This window comes from Bacillus sp. PAMC26543 (assembly GCF_014250375.1).
Taxonomy (GTDB): Bacteria; Bacillota; Bacilli; order Bacillales; family Bacillaceae; genus Bacillus; species Bacillus halotolerans.
This window is the reverse complement of sequence record NZ_CP060193.1, coordinates 778,053-799,359: the sequence shown is the minus strand read 5'-3', so window position 1 is coordinate 799,359 and position 21,307 is coordinate 778,053. Positions and strand designations below refer to the sequence as shown.

Annotated in this window: 18 protein-coding genes and 1 other annotated feature (1 of these 19 running past the window's edge); of the genes, 3 read left to right on the top strand and 15 right to left on the bottom strand. The window is 45.8% G+C overall.

All coding sequences use genetic code 11. The features are described 5' to 3' along the window. Positions 1 to 140 (bottom strand) — a binding site (T-box leader) (it extends 99 nt beyond the left edge of the window). Between the two features lie 97 nt (positions 141 to 237). The 8 genes from H7F27_RS03935 to H7F27_RS03900 all read right to left on the bottom strand — a co-directional run bounded on the left by H7F27_RS03935 (position 238) and on the right by H7F27_RS03900 (position 8,100). Continuing rightward, complete coding sequence (locus H7F27_RS03935) at positions 238 to 1,272, bottom strand: glycosyl hydrolase family 18 protein (RefSeq protein ID WP_101859924.1); 1,035 nt, start codon at positions 1,270 to 1,272, stop codon at positions 238 to 240. A gap of 106 nt (positions 1,273 to 1,378) precedes the next feature. Next, on the bottom strand, positions 1,379 to 2,101 hold the full coding sequence (lutC, locus tag H7F27_RS03930; protein WP_101859923.1) for a lactate utilization protein LutC: 723 nt from the start codon (positions 2,099 to 2,101) through the stop codon (positions 1,379 to 1,381). Next, positions 2,101 to 3,540, bottom strand: a complete 1,440-nt coding sequence (gene lutB / locus H7F27_RS03925) for a lactate utilization iron-sulfur protein LutB (RefSeq protein WP_095712986.1) — start codon at positions 3,538 to 3,540, stop codon at positions 2,101 to 2,103. Before lutB ends, lutC begins: the two co-directional genes overlap by 1 nt. Positions 3,541 to 3,567: 27 nt before the next feature. Then, complete coding sequence (gene lutA, locus H7F27_RS03920; protein ID WP_185848606.1) at positions 3,568 to 4,284, bottom strand: lactate utilization iron-sulfur protein LutA; 717 nt, start codon at positions 4,282 to 4,284, stop codon at positions 3,568 to 3,570. A 436-nt stretch (positions 4,285 to 4,720) separates the two neighbouring features. Next, the gene (gene yvfU, locus H7F27_RS03915) at positions 4,721 to 5,323 is read right to left on the bottom strand and encodes a two-component system response regulator YvfU (protein WP_024122907.1); all 603 of its coding nucleotides are present in this window, start codon (positions 5,321 to 5,323) and stop codon (positions 4,721 to 4,723) included. Between the two features lie 16 nt (positions 5,324 to 5,339). Then, positions 5,340 to 6,455, bottom strand: a complete 1,116-nt coding sequence (locus H7F27_RS03910; protein ID WP_142389202.1) for a sensor histidine kinase — start codon at positions 6,453 to 6,455, stop codon at positions 5,340 to 5,342. A 3-nt stretch (positions 6,456 to 6,458) separates the two neighbouring features. Beyond that, the gene (locus H7F27_RS03905; RefSeq protein WP_185848605.1) at positions 6,459 to 7,196 is read right to left on the bottom strand and encodes an ABC transporter permease; all 738 of its coding nucleotides are present in this window, start codon (positions 7,194 to 7,196) and stop codon (positions 6,459 to 6,461) included. Between the two features lies 1 nt (position 7,197). Next, complete coding sequence (locus H7F27_RS03900; protein ID WP_185848604.1) at positions 7,198 to 8,100, bottom strand: ABC transporter ATP-binding protein; 903 nt, start codon at positions 8,098 to 8,100, stop codon at positions 7,198 to 7,200. Between the two features lie 307 nt (positions 8,101 to 8,407). Here H7F27_RS03900 and H7F27_RS03895 point away from each other — a divergent pair, with 307 nt between their 5' ends. Together H7F27_RS03895 and H7F27_RS03890 are read left to right on the top strand one after the other, a co-directional pair. Beyond that, the gene (locus H7F27_RS03895) at positions 8,408 to 9,220 is read left to right on the top strand and encodes an alpha/beta fold hydrolase (protein ID WP_185848603.1); all 813 of its coding nucleotides are present in this window, start codon (positions 8,408 to 8,410) and stop codon (positions 9,218 to 9,220) included. Between the two features lie 29 nt (positions 9,221 to 9,249). Continuing rightward, the gene (locus H7F27_RS03890) at positions 9,250 to 10,449 is read left to right on the top strand and encodes a phosphoserine phosphatase RsbP (RefSeq protein WP_024122912.1); all 1,200 of its coding nucleotides are present in this window, start codon (positions 9,250 to 9,252) and stop codon (positions 10,447 to 10,449) included. Positions 10,450 to 10,498: 49 nt separating this feature from the next. Here the strand turns inward: H7F27_RS03890 and H7F27_RS03885 are convergent, their stop codons facing one another. From H7F27_RS03885 to lutR, 7 genes are all read right to left on the bottom strand, one after another. Next, on the bottom strand, positions 10,499 to 11,785 hold the full coding sequence (locus H7F27_RS03885) for an arabinogalactan endo-beta-1,4-galactanase (protein ID WP_185848602.1): 1,287 nt from the start codon (positions 11,783 to 11,785) through the stop codon (positions 10,499 to 10,501). A 64-nt stretch (positions 11,786 to 11,849) separates the two neighbouring features. Then, a complete protein-coding gene (locus H7F27_RS03880; RefSeq protein WP_185848923.1) occupies positions 11,850 to 13,913 on the bottom strand; it encodes a beta-galactosidase GanA in 2,064 nt (687 codons plus the stop codon). An 18-nt stretch (positions 13,914 to 13,931) separates the two neighbouring features. Continuing rightward, the gene (ganQ, locus tag H7F27_RS03875; protein WP_185848601.1) at positions 13,932 to 14,783 is read right to left on the bottom strand and encodes a galactooligosaccharide ABC transporter permease GanQ; all 852 of its coding nucleotides are present in this window, start codon (positions 14,781 to 14,783) and stop codon (positions 13,932 to 13,934) included. Positions 14,784 to 14,786: 3 nt separating this feature from the next. Then, positions 14,787 to 16,043 (bottom strand): galactooligosaccharide ABC transporter permease GanP, encoded by a 1,257-nt coding sequence (gene ganP / locus H7F27_RS03870; RefSeq protein WP_185848600.1) that lies wholly within the window; start codon positions 16,041 to 16,043, stop codon positions 14,787 to 14,789. Positions 16,044 to 16,082: 39 nt separating this feature from the next. Further along, complete coding sequence (locus H7F27_RS03865; protein ID WP_185848599.1) at positions 16,083 to 17,348, bottom strand: arabinogalactan oligomer ABC transporter substrate-binding protein GanS; 1,266 nt, start codon at positions 17,346 to 17,348, stop codon at positions 16,083 to 16,085. A 150-nt stretch (positions 17,349 to 17,498) separates the two neighbouring features. Beyond that, positions 17,499 to 18,491, bottom strand: coding sequence for a galactan degradation operon transcriptional regulator GanR (locus tag H7F27_RS03860; RefSeq protein ID WP_185848598.1), 993 nt, complete (start codon positions 18,489 to 18,491; stop codon positions 17,499 to 17,501). A 172-nt stretch (positions 18,492 to 18,663) separates the two neighbouring features. Beyond that, positions 18,664 to 19,386: an L-lactate utilization/bacilysin biosynthesis transcriptional regulator LutR gene (lutR, locus tag H7F27_RS03855; protein WP_024122919.1), complete on the bottom strand. Its 723-nt coding sequence runs from the start codon at positions 19,384 to 19,386 to the stop codon at positions 18,664 to 18,666. Between the two features lie 224 nt (positions 19,387 to 19,610). On the opposite strand from lutR, the gene lutP reads away from it, so the two are divergent. Next, on the top strand, positions 19,611 to 21,302 hold the full coding sequence (gene lutP, locus H7F27_RS03850; protein WP_105990948.1) for an L-lactate permease LutP: 1,692 nt from the start codon (positions 19,611 to 19,613) through the stop codon (positions 21,300 to 21,302). The last annotated feature ends 5 nt before the right edge of the window (positions 21,303 to 21,307 follow it).

The following is a 21,307-nucleotide window of genomic DNA, read 5'->3' as shown; positions in this document are numbered from 1 at the left end:
AAACATGGGGAATATTCAATCTATTCCGTTTCGTCCTACCACTCCCGGGCGAGTTCAAAGAAGAATCAGGCTGCGTCGCACCATCCCGCAGCTCTCTGTTCTGATACCTTTCTTTTACTGCTCCCAATCTATGTGTTTTAGTTTTCTGAAAAACTTAAATTTTATGATCTGAATATATTAACATAATATACGTGCTTCTCTTTTCTCTGTCAATAACTTGCGAGAAAAAAGAAATTGTTATTTTGTCCCTTTCTGAATGGCCCTCCAGAAGGATTCCGATTCGTGTCCTAAAGCATAGACAGAGACACCGGCTATTTTATATTGTTTCGCCAGACGGCTTTTTGTTTCGATTGTTTTTTCATTTTCATACCAAACGACATGTTTATGTTTCTTTTTGTCAGTGTAAGAAAACGTCATAGAACCTGTTTTTTTATTGAATGCCGGCTTTGCTTTCTGCTTCTTAATGAGGGACTTGATGTCATTCCATTCCTTCGCTGAGCTGCTGCTTCCGTCTTTCAGATCCCAATCATAGCCGTACGCAGGGACCCCCATGATCACTTTGTTTGCTTTGATTTTTTTGACAGAAAACTGCAGCGAGCGCTTGATCCAGCCTGTGCTTGCCACTGAGCCCGGTTCGCCCCAAATGCCGTGTTCGTCGTAAGTCATGACTTGCACATAGTCGGCATATTTCCCGATTTTCGCATAATCATACGGCCAGCTCCAGTCATCGTTTTTATCATCGGCGCTTTTGGCCGGAACGGAAACCATTGTTTTGATATGTTTCTTTTTCAAAGCTTGTGAGACATATTGAATGAAGCTTGAGTATGCAGAACGGTCTTTCGGATTAACTGCCTCAAAATCAATATTGACTCCGTAATAGTGGTGCTTTTTTGCCAAAGAAATGAGCTGGTCTGTGAATCGTTTTCTCGCTGTTTTGTCAGTCATGACCCGATTCGCTAAGTTTCCGTCAAAATCATAAATAGCGTCATTATAATTGGAAATGACGGCCCACGTTTTGATTTTATTTTTCTTCGCGTATGTAAGCTGCTTGCTCGGGACATCGCCAATCACACGTCCGTTTTTATCAAACGCAAACGTATCAGTGGCAATGGAGCTGATATATTTATGGTACTTCGTAAGAGAATTGTATGATGCCGTATCCCCAGTTGTATAGCCTAATGTCATACCGGCCGCCTTTGCTTCTGTTTTTGTATACATAAACAGAACGATCGCAATCGCTAGTGAAACAGCTATGATCAGCCACTTTTTCATTTCGTTCCCTCCTTTTTGACGTCATATTCTTCTCATCGGCCAAATTTTTGGAAAATGAAGTTTTTTCAAGCAGAAAGCCCGGCATAAGTTGCCGGGCTTTTTCAGATCAGCGGTCAGATACGAGAATATAAGCCGCTTTAACCGGACCGTGAACACCGACCACCAAATCCATTTCGATGTCGGCGGAGTTGCTCGGTCCTGTAATGTAGTTAATGCATGAGGGAACCGTGATGCCGTCAGCCATATTTTGCCGGATGATATCACTGGCTTGTGTCATTCTCGGCACTATGCTTGATTTCGGCACAATGGCAATATAGGTTGTCGGCAGAAGACTGACAGAGCGGCCGATGTCTTTTGAAGAATAAAGGACAACCGTACCCGACTCGGCCAGTGTGATTTCACTGAATGTAATCCCCACATTGGCTTGCTCCGCTTTTTTGATATTTTCTTCACCTTGGTCAGCATCCCATTCCCAGACTTGCGTTCCTTCACCAGGCCAGTCTTTGGTGAGCAGGCTATTTAAACCGTAAGCCTCAAACCGGGGGTCCTTCGGAATGATGACAGGCCCTCCGGAAAACCGGCTGACTTGTTCGCGCAAGGCATCGTACAAACCGATTGAATCCGTCTCAATCAGCTCAGTATGGATTTTGACACAATGGTTTTTGAGCACCGTGACTAAGTCATCGGCCGAATACCCTTCAAATGTTTTATATTGCGGCTGATGCGCCCACTCAGGGACGGCCACGCCACCCGTTCTTCTGTCTCGGCCAAGGCGTGACGCGATCCGGTTTAAAAAGCTCTCTTGATTCTGAATGGTTCCCTTCGTCATCACTGCTCCTCCTTCGTGCGTTCACTTGTTTCTCTGTCTGTAAACCAGTCTCTGAATCTTGATTTATGCGGTGCCGGGAAGTCGCGGATTTGCGTCCAGCCTTTTAGCGGGCCGGGCCCTTTCGAAATTTTGTCATCCTCTGTAAAAGGCGTCATGGCGGCCGGCGCCCATTTTGAGCCCATTTTATAAAGCGACAAAGAGGAAGACCCAAGACCGAATGCTTTCATCGCAAGCTTTTCACTGATCGGCGCTCTGCCTTCTTTTTCGACGATGTTCTGACGATGCTTGAGAAGCAGCTCATGAAGCGGGATTTTGACCGGGCAGGCTTCTGAACAAGCCGCGCACAGTGTAGACGCGTACGGCAGCTCCTTATAATCGTCATAACCGCCGAGTAGCGGCGATAAAACGGCCCCGATCGGCCCCGAATAGATCGAGCCGTATGAGTGTCCGCCGACATGGCGGTACACAGGGCAGACATTGATACAGGCAGCACAGCGGATACATTGCAGCACAGACTGAAATTCGGTGCCGAGAATGTTGGACCGGCCATTGTCAACAATGACAAGATGGAATTCCTCCGGGCCGTCGATTTCGTCTTCCAGTTTGGGGCCGGTTAAGGCCGTGATATAACTCGTCAGCCGCTGTCCGACAGCACTTCTTGTCAGCATGCCGACAAGCACTTCAAATTCGGAAAATGACGGGACAATGCGCTCCATTCCCATAACAGTAATTTGTGTTTTCGGCAATGTCGTGACAAGCCGCCCGTTTCCTTCATTGGTTACAAGGCTGACTGAACCCGTGTCGGCAATGGCAAAGTTGCAGCCGGTAATGCCGATATCGGCTTCCAGAAATTTTTTCCGGAGGATGCCGCGCGCATGCATGACGAGCTCTTCCGGTTTTTCTGTGTGTTTATAGTCCAGTCTTTCTTTAAACACATCGCGAATCTGCTCTTTATTTTTATGAAGAGCCGGTGCCACAATATGTGACGGCGGGTCGTGATCATCAATCTGCAAAATATATTCGCCGAGGTCAGTTTCGACGACTTCGCAGCCTTCCTTCTCCAGCACTTCATTCAGATTGATTTCTTCTGTCACCATAGATTTAGACTTTACGATTTTTTTGCCGTTTTTCTTTTGAATCACGCTGCGGATATAAGAGGAAGCTTCTTCAGCTGTCTCAGCAAAATAAACGTGTCCCCCTCTGCTTGATACATTGGATGCAAGCTGCTCCAAATAAAAATCAAGATTTTCAAGGACATGCTGTCTGATCTCCTCAGATAACGAACGCCATTCTTCCCAGTTTCCCAGCTCTTCGGCTGCTTCCAGCCGTCTCGTCCGCAGACGCTCCTGCGCACCCGAAACAGCGCCTCTCATAAATTCATTATCGATCCCCTGTGATACCCGCTCTTTAAAAGCGTCAGTACCGATTTTCATCGCCATGATCCTTTTCCCCCTCTGTATCCAGTGTTATCTGCTGTTGAGCACTTCGGCGATGTGCATCACTTTGACATTCTTGTCTTTTCGGCCGAGCCGTCCCCCGATATTCATCAAACAGCCGCAGTCAGCGCCGATGAGCACCTCTGCTCCCGTTTCCTCCACACATGCGACTTTCTCATCAACCATCTGCTCAGAAATCTGCGCCATTTTAACAGAGAACGTTCCTCCGAATCCGCAGCAGTTGTGTTTCCCCGGAAGTGACGTGAATTCAAGCCCCTTCACATGGCTCAGCAGTTTCATCGGCTCCTCAGATACGCCGAGCAGCCTTGTCATATGGCATGACGTATGTAAGGTCGCTTTTTTATGAAGGGTCGCGCCGACATCCTCTACCCCAAGGACGTTGACGATAAAATCTGTTAATTCATACGTTTTATCCGCCAGCTTCTGCGCTTTATCCGCCCATTTCGGATCATTTTTAAACAGGTGTGGATACTCCCTGAACATTGTGGTGCAGGAACCGGATGGACTGACGACATAATCTGACTCCTGAAACGTTTCAATCATTCGTTTCATTGCTTTTTTGGCGTCATTTACGTAACCGCTGTTGTAAGCCGGCTGCCCGCAGCAGATCTGCCCCTCCGGAAAATCAACCTCACATCCGAGCCGCTCAAGCAGCTCTACCGTTGCTTTTCCTACGTTTGTTTGAAACATATCAACAAGACAAGTGACAAAAAGTGAGACTTTCATGATGAACCCCTCTCTCATCCCCAATATATGATCTGGTCATCTGATGACCTGAAGTTAAAGCTTTTACCAATATCGTACACTATTTGGACACAAAATTGAAAGCATTTTCTAATGATTTCAGCAATAAAAAAACGCTTGCACATAGGACAGAGCATTCAAAAGGGCTGATATTGCTTTTTAATGTTCCTGCGTATTTCTTATATGTTTTCGCAAAGAGATAAAGGAACGAAAGAGCACTGAGAAGGACGATCCAACCCGCGCCTCCCCTCATTATCGCAAAAGGGTTTCAAACAAAAAAGCACCGATGAACGCTGAACCTGACATATCCCATAACCCTGGTGTATAGTACCAGCTTTGCGGACGGACAAATAGATAACCGAAAATAACCATGTAAATAAAAAGGAACCTGGTTATGTATGATTAACCAGGTTCCTCATTAAATCCATCCTTTCTCCTCAGCAATACTAGCCGCTTCTGTCCGATTTTTCGCATTCAGTTTTTGGATGATTTCTGAAATATAGTTTCGGACTGTGCCTTGAGATAAATAGAGTTCAAGTGTGATGTCTTTTGTTGTCTTGCCTAAAGCAGCCAGCCGCAGTATTTCTTGTTCTCTTACAGTCAGCGGATTTTCATCACGAATCATGTTGAAGGTTAATTCCGGGCTGAACATCCGTTTTCCCTTTACACACTTTCGTATGGCATCTGCCAGATCGTCAATTTCCCCATCCTTCAAAAGATATCCGTGTACGCCGGCTTTGACGGCGCGTTCAAAATATCCTGGGCGGGCAAAGGTTGTCAGAATAATGACCTTGCTTTTACAGCCTTTTTTCATTAGCTCCTCTGCAACCTCCAGCCCGCTGTGAACCGGCATTTCAATGTCCATGATGCAGACATCCGGCTCCAGCCTGAGAATGGCTTTCAGCGCCTCTTCTCCATTTAACGCTTGTCCGATGACCTTCATATCCTCTTCCAGGTCAAGCAAGGATCCCAGAGCGCCTAAAAGCATTCGCTGATCCTCAGCAATAAACAGACGAATCATCTATTTCGTCCTCCTATCATTCTGCTTTTCTAATGAGCGGAATCGTCAGTGTCAACACCGTTCCGTTATGGTCTGAAAGAGTCATCTCTCCGTCAATAAACATCAGCCGCTCTTCCATTCCCCGCAATCCATTCCCAAACATCTTCTCCTTCACCGCTCCTGTTCCGTCATCCCTTATGAGAACGGTCATTTTGTCAGCATATTGAGAAATGGTGACTGCACAATGGGTCGCTTTGCTGTGCTTGATGATATTTGTCACTGCCTCCCGCATACACATACTGACAATATTTTGAGTGACGGGAGATATGTCTGTAAAATCTTCGGTCCCTTCGTATTGAAAAGTAATATTACCCGCTCTTAAAATGTGCCGAATGTTGGCTAGCTCCTCCGTCATGGTGACCGTTCTCATATCCGCTACAAGCTCACGAACTTGTTTGAGTGCCGCACGCGAGCTTGTTTCCATTTCTTTCGCTTCAAGCTTGGTCCGTTCTGCATCTGCTGCCGCCAGCCGCTGAATCAGCTGGCTTTTTAACGTGAGGAGCGAGAGGGTATGGCCGAGTGTATCATGAAGATCGCGGGCTATCCGAACACGTTCCTCTCTTTTGGTGAGTTCCTTTATATGTTCGTTGGCTTGGTCAAGCTTTTTTTCAAGCTCTATTCTTCGAAACATGGAACGAATTCCGAAGGGAGAAATCAGCATAATGACCAGAAACGGAAGAACAGAAAACAGCTCCCTGATCGAGGTCGAATCCGCCAGAAAATGATACAGGCAAGGAAATATCAGCATGAAGACAAGCCCAAAGAAAGCACGGTTGAACTTCGTTTTCTCACGGTAATAGCCCACAAAGTTTGCCGGGAAAAAGCCTAAATAAATATAGCTGATATGATAAAACAAACTATAAATAAAAATAATGGCCATTTGCGCGCATAACCAATACGTAAATGAAGGTCTGTCCGCACTGACGAACAATTGACGATATGTCACAACAAATAGGAGCAGCATGCCATATCCCAGCACTTGTTTGCTGCCTGATTCTCTCAATAAAGAAAGAAACGGCATAATGGTATACACCAAAAAGATATAAGGGAAAAAACCGAAATGCTTTGGAAATATGGAATTTATGAGTTTCATGTATTACACCGCTTCTTGTTTTCTTCTTATATACTTAAATAGTAGCATGAAGATCACTAAATAAGCGATTAACATCAGAATATTTTTCCAGGTTGGAAGCTCGCCTTGAACAAGAGCCCACGCTCCGCTCCCAAAATGATAAGACGGGAGCCATTGACCTATGTTTTTCAATATGTCCGGCATGACCTCGATCGGCATCCACATGCCCCCGCTTATCGCCAGCAGCATGTAAAGCACATTACTGACCCCGGCTGCCGTTTCTACTTTTCTCATGAGACCGATTAATGTCCCTAACGCTAAAAACGGAAATGCCCCAATTAAAATCCAAAGCCCGCTCATGACCCATTCAAACGGTGACAAGTCAATGCCGTTTATGATGGCGCCGGCAAGAAAAATGACAGTAATAGATAAAAGATGAATGACACTTTGCCCGATCATCTGAGCCGCCAAATAAATATGATCCGGCAGAGGCGTGATGCGGATAAAAACTGACCAGCCTTGTGCCCGTTCTTGTACCAAACGGATTCCAAGCGTCATCATAGAAGAACCCATTACGCTGAAGGTTGTCATAGACATTAAATAATGGGCATTCCAGGCGCCCTTGTCAGAAACATTGGTATTCACTACGTTTGTAAAGAGATAGTAAAAGGCAATCGGCATAACGAGCGACCAAAACACAAAGTATTTATTCCTGAGCACCCTTTTCATTTCAGCTATGCACTGTTTCCGCAGCATGTTCATCTCACATCGCCTCCCTGTTCCCGTCAGCAAGCTGTCGAAATGCCTCATCGAGCGTTCCTTGTTCGATTCGAATATCACGTGCATTGATGTTTTCTTGAAAGATGAGCGCTAACACTTTATCGGTATTTGACGTTTGAATGCTGATTCGCTGATGCTTTTGAGTCACTCGTTCTACTTCCGGATGCCGATAAAGCTTTTCCAATGATTCATCCGATGAAACCTTAAAGGAAACAGACTGCTTCTGAATCCTTGCTCTGATTTGCTTCGGCGTTTCGTCTGCGGCAAGCCGTCCTTCAGCAAAAAACAAAATGCGCTGCGCGGCATCATCTGCTTCCTGTAAATAATGAGTTGAAAAAATAATGGTCTTTCCTTGATCCGCCAAGCTGTTCACTGTCTTCCAAAACTGGTGTCTTGATGTCGTGTCCATTCCGACAGTCGGTTCATCAAATACAAGTAACTCCGGATTGCCGGCAAGTGCCAAAGCAAAGCTCAGACGGCGTTTTTGTCCGCCGGATAATTTCTCTGCCGGTGTTTTCAAATCTTCTTTTGTGAGTGCTGTCAGCGAGACAAGCTCTTTCATGGATAATGGATGGGGATAATAACTGCGGATAAGCTCGAGGGTTTCGCAGACCTTTAATCCCGGCATGACACTTACTTCCTGCAGCATGGTACCGATTTTTTCACGCACCTGTTTTTCATCAGGCTGACGGTTAAATAATTTGATTTCACCCTCACTTGGCTTCAGCAATCCCAGCATCATAGAGATCGCTGTTGTCTTCCCTGCGCCATTCGGGCCAAGGATGGCCACGATTTCTCCTTTTCCTATGCTGAAATGAATGTTCTTCACTGCTGTTTTTTGCTGAAAATGTTTTGTGACATTTCTTACTGACACAACCTCATTCATTTTATGAGCACCTCCTGATTGCTTACATTGATTGTAAAATACCGGATCAGATGATTTTAGTAAGGGGTGTCATGATTTGAGATGACAAATGTCATTTGTGTCATTCAGATGATATTACCGCTTTATATTATATCCGGCACCTAGGCAATCCTTCCGCTACATCTTCCAATCAATCCAGCTCTCCATGCCGCATGTCCTCTTTCTGCAAGACGCCTATTTACTTTCATAGAAAGCCCGCAATTCAGGCCTTGAAGTGGTATGATATACATATTAATCTTCATGTCGTTTTAGCTGAAAGGAGCCGACTATGGATCAAGCTATTTTGACTAGGAATCATGTGAAGGTGAGGGGGAACGGCACAACACCAATTGTATTTGCACCTGGATTCGGGTGTGATCAAAGCGTGTGGGATGCCGTGGCTCCTGCCTTTGAAGACGAATACCAGCTGATTCTATTTGATTATGTAGGTGCGGGAAATTCTGATTTGCACGCATATGATATGGTTCGTTACCGCACACTTGACGGCTATGCCCAGGATGTTCTGGATGTTTGTGAAGCGTTAGATCTGTCAAAAGCCGTTTTTGTGGGGCATTCTGTGGGGGCTGTGATTGGCACGCTTGCATCATTACGACGTCCCGAGCTTTTTTCACAACTGATTATGGTGGGGCCTTCTCCTTGCTATTTAAATGATCCGCCTGAGTATTACGGGGGTTTTGAGGAAGAGCAGCTCCTTGGGTTAATAGAGATGATGGAGAAAAACTACATAGGCTGGGCAACCGTTTTTGCGGCGACCGTAGTGAATCAGCCGGATCGGCCAGAAATTAAGGAAGAGCTGGAAAGCCGTTTTTGTTCTACTGATCCTATCATCGCACGGCAATTCGCGAAGGCGGCGTTTTTTTCAGATCATCGAAAAGATCTTCCAAAGGTGACCGTGCCTTCGCTTATCCTGCAATGTTCGAATGATGTCATTGCACCGTCATTAGTAGGTGAGTATATGCAAAAGCATCTCCCTTACAGCACACTCATACAGATGAAAGCCAACGGGCACTGCCCGCATATGAGCCATCCCGAAGAGACAATACAGCTGATCAGCGATTATTTGAACGCATACGTGATTTAGGAACGAAAGGGATAGAGGTGACCCTCTGAATGGATCAACAATTGAATTATGCACCATGCGGTTTCCTTACTTTATCTGAAGAGGGTACAATTTTAGCTGTCAATCACACCTTGCTTAAGATTCTTGATTACGAATCGGAACAGGTGATCGGTCAGCATATCAATGCTCTTTTAACCGTTCCTGCAAAGCTTTTTTATCAGCTTTATTTTGTTCCGCTTTTGCAGCTTGAACAACACATTGAAGAAATGTACATCTCCCTGGAAACAAACAATGGGGAAGAAGTCCCCGTCCTTGTAAACGCAGTTCGGAGAGCGGATCAGGAAGCCGCTGTAACAGAATGCGTTGTCATTCCGATGCGGAAGCGAAACGAATATGAAAATGAGCTGCTGATTGCCAGAAACGCAGCTGAGGAAGCACTGCTCGCCAAACAGAAAGCAAATGCGGAGCTGGAAATTGCTTTGCAGACGCTGAAGGTGAAACAAGAAGAGCTTCTTGCGATCAATAAGCAAAATCAGCAATTCAGATCGAATACAAAAAGAGAGCTTGAACTCGCCAGAAAGATTCAAGAAAATTCATTGACCGAGCCGATCTTGAATGATCAAATTCAGATTGATTCGTATTATAAAGCATCCAGTGACTTATCAGGCGACTTATATGGATTTTATCAAATCGATGAGCACCGCTACGGCTTGATCCTCCTTGATGTGATGGGACACGGCATTTCTTCTGCATTAGTTACGATGTCCCTCCATCCTTTATTCCAGCGATTAATGACACAAGGGATCAGTCCCGACAAAGTCATGAAGGAACTAGACTACCATCTTCACAGTTTGTTTCAAAACGACGAGGAAGCAAGGCATTACTGTACCGCTATTTGCCTCATCATTGATACAGACCGGCAAAGAATTGATTATGTCAACGCGGGCCATCCGCCCGCATTATGGCAGGATGCCGAGGGAACCCAATCAACGCTGGACGCAACCGCACCGCCGATTGGGATGTTTGAAGAAGCGGTGTTTCAGTCAAGCAGCCTTCACTATACACGCGGCGGAAGGCTGCTTCTGTATACAGACGGTGTGATGGACCCGACGGCATCATGTTATTTACACCGTTTAATAAAGAATCATCCTGATTTGCCTATAGCTGAGCTGAAAAACAAAATCCTCTCATCTCTTCAAGCTGAGCCCAAAAACGATGATGAGTGTTTTATTTTAGTAGATGTAAAATAAAAGAATCCATGAGAGATAACAATGCGTTGTTACACCTCATGGATTTTCATTATTTTTTCGGGATATGGCCTGTTTCCGCGTATTTGAATACCTGTAATGATGGCAGCGGATGTCCGTTGAAATCAAACAAAGCTTGATTATCCACTGCACTTCCTCCATACCACTTACCTGCGTCTTCAGGATCGTATTCGGCTGCATAGCTGGAGGCCCATCCGGAACCATATGTTTCCCATATCGTTTTATTTTTCTCCAATTGCGTCTTCGGGCCGACCGGAATCCACGCAGGCTCCCAATAAAAAACGCCCAATCCGGCTGTTCCTGTCTTTGCCACTGCGTCCATCACATCTCTTACGGCATTTGCCTGGCCTTGCACTGAAATCGGGTATGGCAGCGTCTGACCGCTTTTAGGCGCTGTGTTTTCATGTCCGTCTCCGTCTTCAGCCGTATAGGTGTATGACGTTTCCGCCACCATGACTTTTTTGCCGTACGTATCCGCAACAGCTTTCAGCACGGAGGACAAATTGTGTAACGTACCGTGCCAGAATGGATAATATGAGCTGGCAAATACATCATAATCGACTTTGTTTTTGTTGAGGGTTTCAGCAATATATGAATATCGTCCCGACGTTTCTGGGTTGGTGAAATGCAGCGCGACCAATATGTCACGATTTGTTTCCCTGACTGCCCGGCTTCCTTCATTGAATAATTGACTCATCTTCTTCCAATCCGTTTCCCCGGCAAATGCTCCTGTTGTTTCGTTTCCGACCTGTACCATACCGATATCAATGCCTTCCTTGACCATGGCTTGCAGACTTTGTTTTGTAAATTCATAGAGCTTTGCTTTCTTAGCTTCGAAGCTTAAGTTCGCCCAAGCCTTTGGCACCTTCTGTTTTGCAGGATCTGCCCAGAAATCGGAATAATGAAAGTCTGCCAGCAGCTTCATCCCGTTCGCGGTTGCTCTTTTTCCGATTTGGATGGCTTTTTGAACATCATTATTGCCTCCCCCATAACCATTGCCATAAGCGTTATACGGATCATTCCAAATGCGGACGCGGACATAGTTGACGCCTGCTTGCTTTAAGGTTGTAAAGATGTCCTGACGTTTTCCGCTTGCATTGTAAAAGGTTACACCGCTGTTTTCTAAAGCAATAATGCTCGACACGTCAACTCCTTTGATAAAGTCCTTGTTCATGCCCGCTACCTTTTTAACAAAAAGGTTATTTGCCTGAAGCTCTGACACATATTTCTCCCCCTCTGCGGCGGCATATCCCGTCGAACTTCCGATCCCGCTCCAGACGATGACAGCGGCTAACAGCACGATGATTCTGCTTTTCATATTTCCACCCTCTCACGTAAGCGATTTCAAAAAAGACCCCGCCCATATAGAGCGGAGGCACACCTCAATGTGAGTTCACGACAATTCTCACTTCATATTTTTCCAAGATCAGGTCTCCTGAAAGCATTTCACCAGTAACGATATCCTTCACACGCTTATCAAACGAAACCAGCTGCTGTTGTTCCGTAAAATTCATGATGAAGATATAGTCATTGTGCTGATCCTGTCTCGCCTGTACGGAGACGCCTTTACCATGCTTAACCGGAAAAACCGGAGACAAAGACAGTTCTTTTATCAAACTTTGATAAAAATCCCGGTGAAATTGATCCTCTAAACGCGCGCCGATAAAATACGCTTTTCCTTGTTCATATCGATGGCTTGTAACCGCAGGGGTATGCGCATAAAAGTCATCCTGATACACACCCTCTGCCGTTGCGGCTTTCAATTCGATCACCGTTGCATAATCTTTCATTTCATACGTTTGATTGCGGTAGCTGACGGCATTTCGATCTTTCGGATACAGCGTATCTGTTTCGAGCGGCTCAATTCCAAATATCGTTTGCAAGTCTGGGTGCCAGCCGCCTGTATACGTTAAGTCATGCTCGTTGACGATTCCGCTGATATAGGTCATCACCAAGGTTCCGCCGTTAGCCGTAAACTTCTTTAATCGCGAAATGGTTTCTTCACTGATTACATACAGCATGGGGACGATCAGCAGCTTATACGCTGAAAAATCTTGTTCTTTTGTAATGACGTCGACCGGGATATCCTGTTCCCAGAATGTGCGGTAATGCTGCTGCAGTGTTTGCGGATAACGCTTTGTCGCTTTTGCAAATCCCTGAGCGTCCTCAAGCGCCCAATTATTTTCCCAATCATACAAAATAGCAGCTTCAGACGGTCTCTTCGTTCCAACGACTTCAGACAGCTGCTCCAATGTCTCCCCGACTTTTGCCACTTCTTGAAAGACGCGGTTCTTTGTGCTGTTGTCATGATCCACAATCGCCCCATGCAGTTTTTCCGATGATCCTCGTGATTTTCGAAATTGGAAATAGAGGACGCTGTCTGATCCGTGGGCAATCATTTGCATAGATGAAAGCAGGTTCATGCCCGGGCGTTTTGCTTTGTTTACGTTATGCCAATTGACAGCGCTAGGCGTACACTCCATTAATAGAAAGGGCTGCTGCTTCAGGCTTCTGTACAGATCATTGATAAAGCCGACCTTCATCGCCAAATCTGCTGTGCTTTCCCAATCATTGTGCCACACAGGATAAGCGTCCCAGCTGATGACATCCACATGCTTTGCAAATTTGCTGTAGTCGAGACCCTGATAAGGAATTAAATCTGGTGTATCACCCATAAAATTCGTTGTTATCGGAATGTCCGGCGTCAGCTCTTTCAGCGGTACGATTTCATTTTCATAAAAGGAAATGGTTTGATCCGTGACAAACCGGCGCCAGTCTAAGTTCAGGCCGTGCAAGCCATTTTCTCCAATCGGGGAAGGGCTTTCAATTTGTGACCAGTCATTAAATGTATGACTCCAAAACGGCGTCCACCACGCGTTATTCAATACCTTGAGACTATTGTCATATTTCGTTTTCAGCCACTCTCTGAAAGCATGCTGACATTGGTCACAGTGGCATTCGCCTCCATATTCGTTGGAAATATGCCACATGAAAAGCGCCGGATGTCCGCGGTATCTTTCTGCTAATAAACGGTTGATGTGCCGAGTTTTTTCACGATAGACCTTGGACGTCAGGCAGTGGTTATGCCGTCCTCCGTGCAGCTGTTTCACTCTGGAGGCATTGACCCGCAGCACCTCAGGGTAGGTTTGCGACAGCCAGGCAGGACGCGCTCCGCTCGGCGTTGCTAAAATGACACGGCCGCCGATACTGTGGATACGGTCAAAAACATCATCAAGCCATTCAAATTGATATACACCTTCCTCCGGCTCAAGCGCACTCCATGCAAAAATGCCAACAGAAAACGTATTAGTATGGGAAAGCTTCATCAGCTTTATATCGTCGGCTAAAATATCCGGCCGATTCAGCCATTGATCAGGGTTGTAGTCTCCTCCGTGGAGCATAAATTTCGCTTTTGTAACGTGCTTTTTTTCAAGCTTTGACATGATTTTCTCCCCCTTATTCTCTTATCCTTTCGTTCCGCCTGCGGTTAATCCGGACACAAAATTCTTTTGCAGCATGATAAAGATGACGGCAACCGGTATGCTGATGAGCAAGGCACCCGCCGCAAATGTCGTATAGCTTGCTCCCATGACATCATTAACTAAATTGAATAAGCCTACGGGCAATGTATATGAATCAGGTGTTCTCAATATCGTTGATGACAAAACAAAATCTCCGAGCGGGCCGGTAAAGCCATTCATCGCAACCACTGCCGCCAACGGTTTTGATAAAGGCAGGATGATCTGCAAAAAGATCCTCGTGCTGCTTGCCCCGTCAATCTTTGCGCTTTCGTCTAAATCAATCGGGATGGAATCCATATATCCTTTCATCAAGTACGTATTCATCGGGATCAGGCCGCCGATATAAAGCAGGATCAGCAGCCAATGGCTGTTGATCATCCCTAACATTTGAGCCAGCACAAACAAGGCGATCAATGCAGAAAACTGAGGAATCATTTGCAGCAATAAAAAGAGCGTTAATGCGTATTTCCTCCCTTTAAACCGAAAGCGGGAAAACGCATAGGCCGTAAACGTCACACAGATCAGTGAGCCAGCCATCGTAAACAGGCTGATTTTTATCGAGTTGATATACCACTGCACATATTGAAGGCTTTCTTTGCCCGCAAATAATTCTTTGTAGTGGTCGAACGTCGGATTCTTCGGAATGAGGGATGTACTGATTAAACTGTTGCCGGGATTAAAGCTGGCGCCTGCCGTCCAAAGGAGAGGATACACAATGATGGCCGCCATGCAGGCTAAAAACAAGTAAGAGAAAAGGAGCCGCATAAATTTTCTGACCTTCATATCTGCCAGCATGTCTCAGCCCTCCTCTTTAAAAGACTTCGTCTGTCTGAATTGCCACAATGCAATGGCAATCACAAACACAGACAATAAAATGGTTAAAGCAGCCGCAAGGGAATATTGGCTGGACTGCATCGTCAATTTATAAATCCACGATACGAGAATATCTGTTCCGCCGGCTGTTGATCCGGAAACAGCCGGACCGCCTCCATTGAAAAGATAAATAATATTGAAGTTATTAAAATTAAATGTGAACTGCGTAATGATAATCGGAGCCATCGCAATGAACACCATCGGGAGCGTGATGTATCTCAGCTTTGAGAAGATGGAAGCACCATCAATTGTCGCCGCTTCATAAAGATCCTCAGGAATCGATTGCAAAACACCCGTTGAAACAAGGAAGATATACGGAAAACCAAGCCAGCCTTGCATGAGGATCAGCGCCAGCCTCGACCAATTCGCATCTGTCATCCACGGAAGCGGATCAATGCCAAAGAAAGCCAAAATGTCTTGATTCATTGCGCCGAAACTATCGTTAAACAAACCGGCAAAAATTAAAATTGTGACAAATCCTGGAACAGCCCATGGCAAAATCAAAATAGTCCGGAAAAACCGTTTAAACCGGATGTCTTTCTGATTCACAATGATCGCCAGCCATATCCCCAGACTGACTTGCAGAGTGGAAGCACAAAGCGTCCACACCACCGTCCAAGCCAGCACATCAAAAAAGGTCGAGCGCCAAATATCGACAGTAAAAATATCAGTGAAGGTTTGAAAACCAACCCAATCTACTAATTTAGCAGGAGGAGAATGATATAAATCATAGTTTGTAAAAGCTAAGGCAAAGCTGAATAAGATGGGAAAGATCACCGCGAAAACTAAAATAAACAGAGATGGTCCGCTGACGACATATGGATAGCCCTGAGCGATGATATTTTGATATTGTTCCTTGAGAGAGCTCAAGGGCCTCTTTTCATCACGGCGTTTTCCGCTTTGATAAGCGTCTCGCAAATTCACATAATATACCGCAAGTCCAAAGCATGTCACAATGACAGCGATAATGCCTTCCGCCAGCAGAAACACCGAGTTATCCCGCGGCACCTCTGTTCCCAGCGTAAAGATTCCCCAAAGCCCCATATTCAGCAAATCTCCAAATACCGCAAAAAACGATGCGCCCAAGAGGAGAAACAGGAGGCCTTTGATCCATTGTTTGTTGTAGAATTGACCAAGGCCCGGAATGATTGACAATAACAAAGCGACTTTACGATGCTGCACCGTCTTCACCTCTCTTACAATACAAATCTACTTTTCTCTTTATGTTCCGCTATGCTTTGCCTTCATCTGCCCTTTGGCCGTTTCGGCAGCCTGATCTAAGGCTTTTTTCGGGTCCGCTTTTCCTGTTGCAATCGTTTGTAATGCCGAATCAGCCGGGGTCCATATTTCGTTCATTTCCGGTATATTCGGCGTCTGCTCTGAGAAGCGGGATTGTTCGGTGACCGCCCGTGCCGCTTCGCTTTTCATGATCGCCTTGTCACTCGCTAATGATTGAATGGCCGGAACTTCTTTCGTTTGTTCATATCGTTTTTTAGAATTCTTTTCATTAGCCAGAAAAACGGCTAACTCTTGCGCCAGCTCTGCATGTTTTGAAAATGCGCTGACATTGTAGCTTTTGACGCCGATAAAAGAGCTCATGTTTTTGCCGTTTTCCAGCTTCGGAAGCTTGGTGATGCCATAATCAATTCCCGCTTTCGAAAAGGCTTCTACATTCCATGGGCCTGAAATAATCGCAGCAGCCTTTCCTTCTGTAAACAGTGATTCGAGTACATTGATTCCCTGCTCTCCGACAATGCCAGCCGGGAATAAGCCATCTTGATAAAACTTCTGAATCAGCTTAGCACCTTTGACAGCGCCTTCATTATTGATTCCAAGATCAGACGGATCATCGTTTCCGTCCTTATCCTTTCCAAAGATATATCCGCCGTACCCGCCCATGACACTTTGCGCGTAATAAATTTGATCAAATAAGGCTAAAAATCCAAACTTGCTGCCATCAGCTGTTTTTTTAGAGTAGTCGTACCACTCTTCCAGCGTTTGCGGCAATTCGTCCTCTGAGATGAGATCTTTGTTATAAAAAAGCACTGTTGTTTCGACGGCTTTAGGCAGGCCATAAAGCTTCTGGTCCACCTTTTGAGACTGAATGGATGCGTCTGTGTAGAGCGATTGAACATCCTTTTCAACGTTTAATTCTTTGATTAATCCCTCTGTGACAGCCGTTCCGATCTGGTCACCGGGCATGGTTAACACGTCAGGCCCTGTGCCGGCCGGGCCGTCCATACGCAAATCTTCAATCTGCTGGGCATAAGGTTTTTCAACAACTTTGACCTTCACATCATGCTCTTTTTCAAATTCGGCAACAGCGTCTTTAATGCCGATGCTTTTTTCTTTATCCTCCCACACGACAAGCTCCGAGCCCTTTGAACTTGTTTTTTCGCTGCTGCTTTCCTGCGGTCCGCAGGCGGCTAAAGATAAACTGACAGCCGCGCAGAGCATGACACCGGCGTACTTTTTTACCATTTTCATCAATTGTCACCCTTCCGTATTAGATGAAAGCGCTTTAAAAATAATATAGCATGACTGAGCAAATGTGTAAACAAACTATTTACTCCTATAAGTAAATTTTTTTACCAAACAAAAAATGACTTAGAATACTAAGCCATTTTGAAATACGATTTAATTCATGCTCTTTCTGACGATTAATTCAGCTCCCATATATAACGTTTTAACCGTTTTCCGCTTTTCCAGCACTTGCTCAAGCAATAATTCCACAGCGTTTTTACATAGTTCCTTGATATCAATATGAAAGGTCGTCAGCGGCGGAGAGACGTACTTGGCAAAGCTGATGTTATTGATGCTCACGACGCTCACTCTGTTTGGTATCGCGATTCCTTTTTCATTCAGGGCTTGCAGACAGCCGACCGCAATCGGGTCTGCCGCGATAAAAAAGGCGGTCGGAAGCTGATCACCCAATGCTTCAATCGCTTTAGTCATCAGGCGGTAGCCATTTTCGACGGAGAAGCCGCGGCGGCATAATATATAGCGCTCGTCCAGCATCCCTTTTTCCTGCATATAGGATCGGAACGTTTTTTCACGAATATCCATTTCATCTTGATTCGTGTTCGGATTTTTGTACGTGCCGCCAATAAATCCGATATTCTTATGCCCTTTTTCAACTAGGATGTTTACCGTTCTCTTCGTCATTTGCGCTAAGTCCGGCCTTACCGAATCAAAATGGTCGGGATCAGGGGAAGAGTCAATAAAAACGCCGTTCTCCGTCAGATTTCTGAGAAACGCTAATTCTTTATCAGAAAAGGTGCCCACGGCAATAAAACCTTCTGTATGAGCTGGAATGCATTCAATACCGTCCGTTATTTTATAGGTCGTCATGTCGACATTGAAGGTTTTCGCCAATTTCTCTACTTCTAATCTCATTGTTTTGAAATAGACATCTTCCAGCTCCTCTTGATCTGTCAGCCAATATAAAAAAGCAATGTGTTTCACCAGAGGCCTTACAGTTTTCTTGCGATAATTAAGTTTCTCCGCGGCTTCATATATCTTTTCACGCGTCTCGTCCGGTACAGAAAGGCTCTCATCGTTATTTAAAACACGGGAAACGGTTGAAATCGAAAATCCCGCGGCTTGTGCGATATCTTTTATTGTCGCCATTATATCTGCCTCCATTTTCAAACATGCCAGTGGTCGTTTTAGTAAAATATTTTACTTCCTTTTTCGTAAATGTCAAGCTGTGTCAGCCGCACAATGTAAATAAGACTGAACCATTACAGCTCAGTCTTGGTTGTTTGTATGCACCAGCAGAATTGCCCGGGAAATGAGTCGGTTATTGCACGTTTTCCTCAAAATATCCCGAAAGGACATCTTCCACATTCGTCAAGTGTGCCAGCATCGCTTCTTCCGCCTGTGCTCCGTCTTGGGCAGCCACGGCATTATAAATCCGTTCATGCTCCTCATAAAGCCGCTGTACCGAGGTCTTCTTGGAAAACAGCCAGATTTTCCGCGTTTCTCTCATCGTTTCCAGCAGCAATGATGATACGTGATTCATCAGATGTTTAAGCAGATCGTTTTGTGAAGCGTCAGCGAGTGCCAAATGAAAGGCGAAGTCTGCTTTTTCGCCTAGCTCCCCGTCTGCTTCAATCTCCCCCATTTCCTTTAACGCCGCATGAATGCTTTGGAGATTCTCTTCTGTCCGTTTTTCGGCAGCTAATGAAGCCACGCCGATTTCAAGCAGCTTTCTGACCTCGAGCAGCTGTTTGACATCTTCTTTTTTCATTAAAAGTGCGGCTGACAGAGGCTGAGAAATTTGATCAGGTTCAAACTCCTTTAGGTAGGTGCCTTCTCCCTGTTTCATTTCGACAAGCCCCATCGCTTTTAATGCGGAAAGCGCTTCGCGCACCGCTGAACGGCTGACTTGAAAGCTTTCGGAAAGCGCCTGAACGGAGTCAAGTTTATCCCCCGGCTTCAGTTGGCCGGTTTTGATCATATCTAATAATGCATCCGCGACTTCTTCATATATCTTCTTTGTTTTAATCTGTTTATATTTCAATGCAATTCACCCCGCAACTTGTAGGTCTGGCTGTTTACGATCTATTATACTCCCTTTTGGGCGCCGCCAAAAGATTTAGACAATTTCGTCAAAAAGTCTTGTACTTTGATTTTTTTCAAAATATAATGCTAGGTAACTGGTCTTATTATCTAGTCATCAGATGATCATATCATCTTTAGAAACCGCTTACACATAGCCAGTTATGTTTGAAGGAGGGGTTTGGGATGCAATGGACACAGGCATATACGCCTATAGGGGGAAATTTGCTTTTATCTGCGCTTGCCGCACTTGTACCGATTATTTTCTTTTTCTGGGCACTCGCCATTAAACGAATGAAGGGGTATACGGCGGGATTGTCCACCTTGGGAATCGCGCTGCTGATTGCTGTATTGATTTACGGGATGCCGGCGGAAAAAGCGCTGATGTCCGCTACACAAGGAGCCGTATACGGCATTCTGCCAATCGGCTGGATCATTGTGACGTCTGTTTTTTTGTATAAAATCACTGTAAAAACGGGACAGTTTGATATTATTCGCAGCTCTGTTCTCTCCATTACCGATGACCGCCGGCTTCAGGCGCTGCTGATCGCTTTCTCATTCGGGGCTTTTTTAGAAGGAGCGGCGGGCTTCGGGGCGCCGGTCGCGATTTCAGCCGCACTGCTTGTCGGCCTCGGTTTTAACCCTCTTTATGCGGCGGGGATCTGTTTGATTGCCAATACGGCGCCAGTAGCCTTCGGGGCGATTGGGATTCCGATTACAGCTGTAGAAGGGCCGACAGGGATTCCGGCGATGGAGATTTCTCAAATGGTCGGACGGCAGCTGCCGTTTTTATCTGTATTTATTCCTCTTTATTTAATTATCATTATGAGCGGATTCAAGAAAGCCTTTGAGGTATGGCCGGCGATTCTTGTTTCCGGTGTTTCCTTTGCCGCTGTTCAGTATCTCAGTTCCAACTTTCTGGGACCGGAGCTGCCGGATGTTTTGTCGGCGCTAGTGTCGATGGCTGCGCTAGCTGTGTTTTTGAAATGGTGGAAGCCGAAGAAGACATTCCGGTTTGCGGGGGAGCGGGAATCGGCAGCCGCAATTGAAACGGCAAAACTGCACCCTGATGCACCGGCTTACACCGGCGGGCAGATTTTTAAGGCCTGGTCGCCGTTTCTGCTGCTGACGGTGATGATTTCTGTTTGGGGCATTCCTTCGGTCAAATCCGCGCTGACAGGGCATTACGAAGGCACAGCCATTGTCTTAAAATGGCTGAATGTGATTGGAGAAAAGCTGACTTTTGCTCCTGGGGTGCCTTTTTTGAACAATCAGATCGTCAATGCTGACGGCACTCCGATTGAAGCGGTTTATAAGCTTGAGTTGCTTGGTTCGGCAGGCACCGCGATTTTAATTGCCGCAGTGCTGTCAAAATTCATCACGTCCATTTCGTGGAAAGAATGGGGGGCTGTTTTTAGCGAAACACTGCAGGAATTGAAGTTTCCGATTTTAACGATCGCCTCGGTCGTTGGTTTTGCATATGTCACCAACTCCTCGGGAATGAGCACAACGCTCGGCATGACGCTGGCGCTGACAGGCTCGATGTTTACCTTCTTTTCGCCGGTTCTCGGCTGGCTCGGCGTCTTTATTACCGGCTCGGATACGTCGGCTAACCTGCTGTTTGGAAACCTTCAGAAAGTAACGGCCTTATCGGTCGGAATGGACCCTGTCCTATCGGTCGCGGCCAATTCATCAGGCGGCGTCACCGGCAAAATGATTTCCCCGCAGTCAATCGCGGTCGCGTGTGCGGCAGTCGGACTCGCCGGGAAGGAGTCGGATCTTTTCCGCTTTACGATCAAGCACAGCTTGTTTTTGCTGCTGCTCGTCTGTATCATCACCTTTTTGCAGCACCAGTTTTTCAGCTGGATGATTCCGTAAAAAAA

Excerpts from the sequence above, each read along its gene's own strand:
- H7F27_RS03935 (WP_101859924.1), bottom strand. The coding sequence starts at position 1,272 with ATGAAAAAGTGGCTGATCATAGCTGTTTCACTAGCGATTGCGATCGTT.
- lutC (WP_101859923.1), bottom strand. The coding sequence starts at position 2,101 with ATGACGAAGGGAACCATTCAGAATCAAGAGAGCTTTTTAAACCGGATC.
- lutB (WP_095712986.1), bottom strand. The coding sequence starts at position 3,540 with ATGGCGATGAAAATCGGTACTGACGCTTTTAAAGAGCGGGTATCACAG.
- lutA (WP_185848606.1), bottom strand. The coding sequence starts at position 4,284 with ATGAAAGTCTCACTTTTTGTCACTTGTCTTGTTGATATGTTTCAAACA.
- yvfU (WP_024122907.1), bottom strand. The coding sequence starts at position 5,323 with ATGATTCGTCTGTTTATTGCTGAGGATCAGCGAATGCTTTTAGGCGCT.
- H7F27_RS03910 (WP_142389202.1), bottom strand. The coding sequence starts at position 6,455 with ATGAAACTCATAAATTCCATATTTCCAAAGCATTTCGGTTTTTTCCCT.
- H7F27_RS03905 (WP_185848605.1), bottom strand. The coding sequence starts at position 7,196 with ATGAACATGCTGCGGAAACAGTGCATAGCTGAAATGAAAAGGGTGCTC.
- H7F27_RS03900 (WP_185848604.1), bottom strand. The coding sequence starts at position 8,100 with ATGAATGAGGTTGTGTCAGTAAGAAATGTCACAAAACATTTTCAGCAA.
- H7F27_RS03895 (WP_185848603.1), top strand. The coding sequence starts at position 8,408 with ATGGATCAAGCTATTTTGACTAGGAATCATGTGAAGGTGAGGGGGAAC.
- H7F27_RS03890 (WP_024122912.1), top strand. The coding sequence starts at position 9,250 with ATGGATCAACAATTGAATTATGCACCATGCGGTTTCCTTACTTTATCT.
- H7F27_RS03885 (WP_185848602.1), bottom strand. The coding sequence starts at position 11,785 with ATGAAAAGCAGAATCATCGTGCTGTTAGCCGCTGTCATCGTCTGGAGC.
- ganQ (WP_185848601.1), bottom strand. The coding sequence starts at position 14,783 with ATGCTGGCAGATATGAAGGTCAGAAAATTTATGCGGCTCCTTTTCTCT.
- H7F27_RS03865 (WP_185848599.1), bottom strand. The coding sequence starts at position 17,348 with ATGAAAATGGTAAAAAAGTACGCCGGTGTCATGCTCTGCGCGGCTGTC.
- H7F27_RS03860 (WP_185848598.1), bottom strand. The coding sequence starts at position 18,491 with ATGGCGACAATAAAAGATATCGCACAAGCCGCGGGATTTTCGATTTCA.
- lutP (WP_105990948.1), top strand. The coding sequence starts at position 19,611 with ATGCAATGGACACAGGCATATACGCCTATAGGGGGAAATTTGCTTTTA.